The sequence below is a fragment of the Exiguobacterium sp. AB2 genome (genome assembly GCF_000696055.1).
GTDB lineage: Bacteria > Bacillota > Bacilli > Exiguobacteriales > Exiguobacteriaceae > Exiguobacterium > Exiguobacterium alkaliphilum.
Genome location: NZ_JNAA01000056.1, coordinates 1 through 3280, shown reverse-complemented (window position 1 = coordinate 3280; position 3280 = coordinate 1). Strand labels below are relative to the sequence as shown.

Annotated in this window: 4 protein-coding genes and 1 tRNA gene; all 5 read right to left on the bottom strand. The window is 50.4% G+C overall.

What is annotated here, in order from left to right:
• Window positions 1–8: 8 nt before the first annotated feature.
• Window positions 9–566, bottom strand: coding sequence for a DUF5366 family protein (locus DI14_RS07860; RefSeq protein ID WP_034807257.1), 558 nt, complete (start codon window positions 564–566; stop codon window positions 9–11).
• Window positions 567–794: 228 nt separating this feature from the next.
• Window positions 795–1268 carry a tRNA (uridine(34)/cytosine(34)/5-carboxymethylaminomethyluridine(34)-2'-O)-methyltransferase TrmL gene (gene trmL / locus DI14_RS07855; protein ID WP_034807256.1) on the bottom strand — a complete coding sequence of 158 codons (474 nt, stop codon included), beginning with the start codon at window positions 1266–1268 and terminating at the stop codon, window positions 795–797.
• Window positions 1269–1280: 12 nt separating this feature from the next.
• Window positions 1281–1721, bottom strand: coding sequence for a methylated-DNA--[protein]-cysteine S-methyltransferase (locus DI14_RS07850; protein WP_034807254.1), 441 nt, complete (start codon window positions 1719–1721; stop codon window positions 1281–1283).
• Window positions 1702–2859: a tRNA epoxyqueuosine(34) reductase QueG gene (gene queG, locus DI14_RS07845; RefSeq protein WP_034807253.1), complete on the bottom strand. Its 1158-nt coding sequence runs from the start codon at window positions 2857–2859 to the stop codon at window positions 1702–1704. Before queG ends, DI14_RS07850 begins: the two co-directional genes overlap by 20 nt.
• 69 nt (window positions 2860–2928) lie before the next feature.
• Window positions 2929–2999: transfer RNA gene (locus DI14_RS07840), tRNA-Gly, on the bottom strand.
• Between the last annotated feature and the right edge of the window lie 281 nt (window positions 3000–3280).

Below are 3280 nucleotides of genomic sequence, written 5' to 3'. Positions count from 1 at the left end.
TTCGTCATTTATAAAATAATATCTCCAACCGAGTTAAATAGGCGAAGCAGCGCCCACGCCAGCCCGCTCAATAGAAGGGCCCACATCATCGCTTGAATGAGCAACAGTCCGATTGCCCGAAACGTCGACATCAATTGGCTCACTTGCCAAATGTAATAGAATAAATACAAAACGAACGTGCCGAGCAAAACGGCAATTGCAGCGAGCAAGGAATTGAGGAACAAGAAGCTGACCCCTGAACCGACGAGGAAAATCGTCGCGCCCGGCTTCAACCGGTGGAGCGAGCTCCCATTCGTCTCACGGGCGAAAAAGGCGAAGCCGAGTTGGTTGAACGTGTCGGCGACAAGTTTGAACGCGCTAAAGAGCATAAAGTAAATCGTAAAAAAGACGACGAGGACGAGCACTTTCGTCTCTTGGACGGACAACAGGGCGATGACTTCGCTATAGACACCGATGCGCGTCAGCCACTCGATGACGTATTCACTCGTCGCGATGGCGAGTGACATCGAGAACAAGATAATGCCAATCAACGGGGCATAGCTCAATAAGTACACATTCGTTTTCATAGGGAGGCTCCAATTTCACATTTATTTCTCATATTCAGTGCAAATCTAATATCAAGTATATTATAATATTTGTAGTCATGGAGAACAAAAGGGGGATTTTCGGATGGGTTTATTATTGATGATGGCAGTCAGCGTCGTCTTCCTCGCCGCGATTTTTACAGCAGGATACAACAGAAAACCAGAAGGTAACCAATAAGAGCCGAGATTCTCACGAATCCGGCTCTTTTTTTATTTGAGTCCAGCGTAGCCTTGTTGACGGAGCGCCTCATAGACGATGATCGCCGCCGTGTTCGAGACGTTGAGCGAACGGACGAGGTTCGACTGTGGGAGACGGATGCAGCGGTCAAGATTATTTTCAATCACTTCCATCGGCAACCCTTTCGTCTCACGACCGAAGACGAAGAAGTAATCTTTGTCGACGACCGAGACGTCGAGGTCGCTCGGATACTTTTCTCCGTACTTCGTGATATAGAAAAACTCACCGTCCGTATGCTTTGCCCACAGTTCATCGAGCGAGTCATGATAACGGACATCGACGAACTGCCAATAGTCGAGCCCGGCCCGCTTCAACATCTTATCGTCCGTCGAGAAGCCGAGCGGGCGAATCAAGTGCAATACAGCGTTTGTTGCGGCACACGTCCGGGAGACGTTCCCGGTGTTCGCTGGAATTTCAGGTTGAAACATGACGACATGGATAGCCATACGATTTTTACCTCACTTTTGTTGTTCGATTTCAAGTAAACGTTGTTTTTCCGAAAGCCCGCCGGCAAACCCGGTCAACTTGCCACTGCTGCCGATGACGCGGTGACAAGGGAAAAGAATCGGCAACGGGTTCCGATTCAACGCCTGTCCGACGGCACGGACCGCTTTCGGCCGACCGATCTGTTCGGCGATGTCTTTATAAGAGCGCGTCTCACCAGACGGAATCGTCAAGAGCGCGTCCCAGACGTCACGTTGAAATGACGTTCCTGCCATCTCAATCCATTGGCGGTCCTCGTCTTGTAATCCGTCGCGTTCGACCCGCTCCATCAACTCGACAAGCCATTCCGGTGCCTCTTCTTCAGAGGCAGACGTTGCAAAGTCGAGGGCGACCAATTTCCCGGCCTCGTTCAACTCGTACGACAGCCATCCCCATTTAGACGACACGGTCTTCATGGCCCCACTCCTCTCGGAAAATGCGAATCTCTTCTAGCACCATCTCAGACTGCTCGGTTTGTTCAATCTCTTCGTAAATCGTTTCCGCCTCCTCGCCAAGAATCGCACCAATCGCCCAGACGGCCGTCGCCCGCATGTCTTCTCGGGCGTCTTCTTGAATGAACGTTCGCAGGACAGGGATCGCTGACGGCTCACGATAATGTGCGAGCGCGAGGATGGCGTTTCGTTGAATCGGTTTCTTGCCGCGCCATGCGCCGGACAAATGGCCAAACTTCGTCTTGAACTCACGGTTACTTAGTGTAAGGAGCGGCTCGAGAAGTGGTTTGACGATTTCCGCTTCCGGCAACAGTTCTTCGTGGTGCCGCCAATCTTTCTTCCGGTTATACGGGCAGACTTGCTGACACGTGTCGCAGCCGTATAATCTTCCACCGAGCTTTGAGCGAAATTCACGCGGCATGAGCGTCTTCATCTGCGTCAAATAAGCGATACATCGCTTCGCATCGAGCACGCCCGGCTCGACAAGTGCCGACGTCGGACAAGCCGTCATGCACTTATCACAATCGCCGCAACCGTCCTCGATTGCCTCGTCTGGAGGCAAATACGTATCGAGAATCATCTCACCTAAATAGAGGTATGAGCCTTTTTCCGGGGAAATGATGGAGCAGTTCTTCCCGCTGAAACCGATACCGGCTCGTTCCGCCACGGCCCGGTCGACGAGTTCCCCCGTATCGACCATCGACCGGGTCCTTACCCCGGGAACAATCGATTCGATATAGGCTTGCAGTTTCTCAAGACGCGATCCGACCGCCCGGTGATAATCGAGCCCCCAAGACGCCCTAGCGAACAGTCCCCGGCGAGACCCGGAGACACTGCGCGGCGCCTCTTTTAATTTACTCGGGTAGGCGATTGCAATCGCAATGATCGACTGTGCGTCTTCAAGCAACAGCTCTGGTTTCGTGCGCTTGTCCAAATCCGGCTCTTCAAAGCCGGAAGCGAAACCTTTCTCTTGTTGTTTGACGAGCCGTTCTTTCATGACGATGAACGGGTCAGCCGTCGTCACTTTCAACTCATCGATGCCAATCGTCTCAGCGTATGCGACTATTTTTTGTTTAATCGTTTCCGGACTTAATCCGTTCATCCAATCACCTCTTTCGAATCCATTTTCGCATACAAAAAATCTCTCCGCCACTCGGCAGAGAGATGATGAAGCGGGTGAAGAGAATCGAACTCTCGTCATCAGCTTGGAAGGCTGAGGTTTTACCATTAAACTACACCCGCATGGTTATCATATGTGTGCCGCATCAGCGACTACAATCAATATACACCTATACTTTTAAGAAGTCAACACTTTTAAATGAAATTGTTATAGCAACTTGTTATGAACAGTATATACCCTGATTGCTTTCTTATAAATCATATTTTGATATATTTTTACGAATCAAAAAAAATCTGCCGGATCATGCCGGCAGACTTTTCAAAGCGAAGATGTTTTCGGTTCGCGCAACAGGTGTTTAATGTCACGGAACGTGACGAACGATTTATTCTTCGCATCATACAGC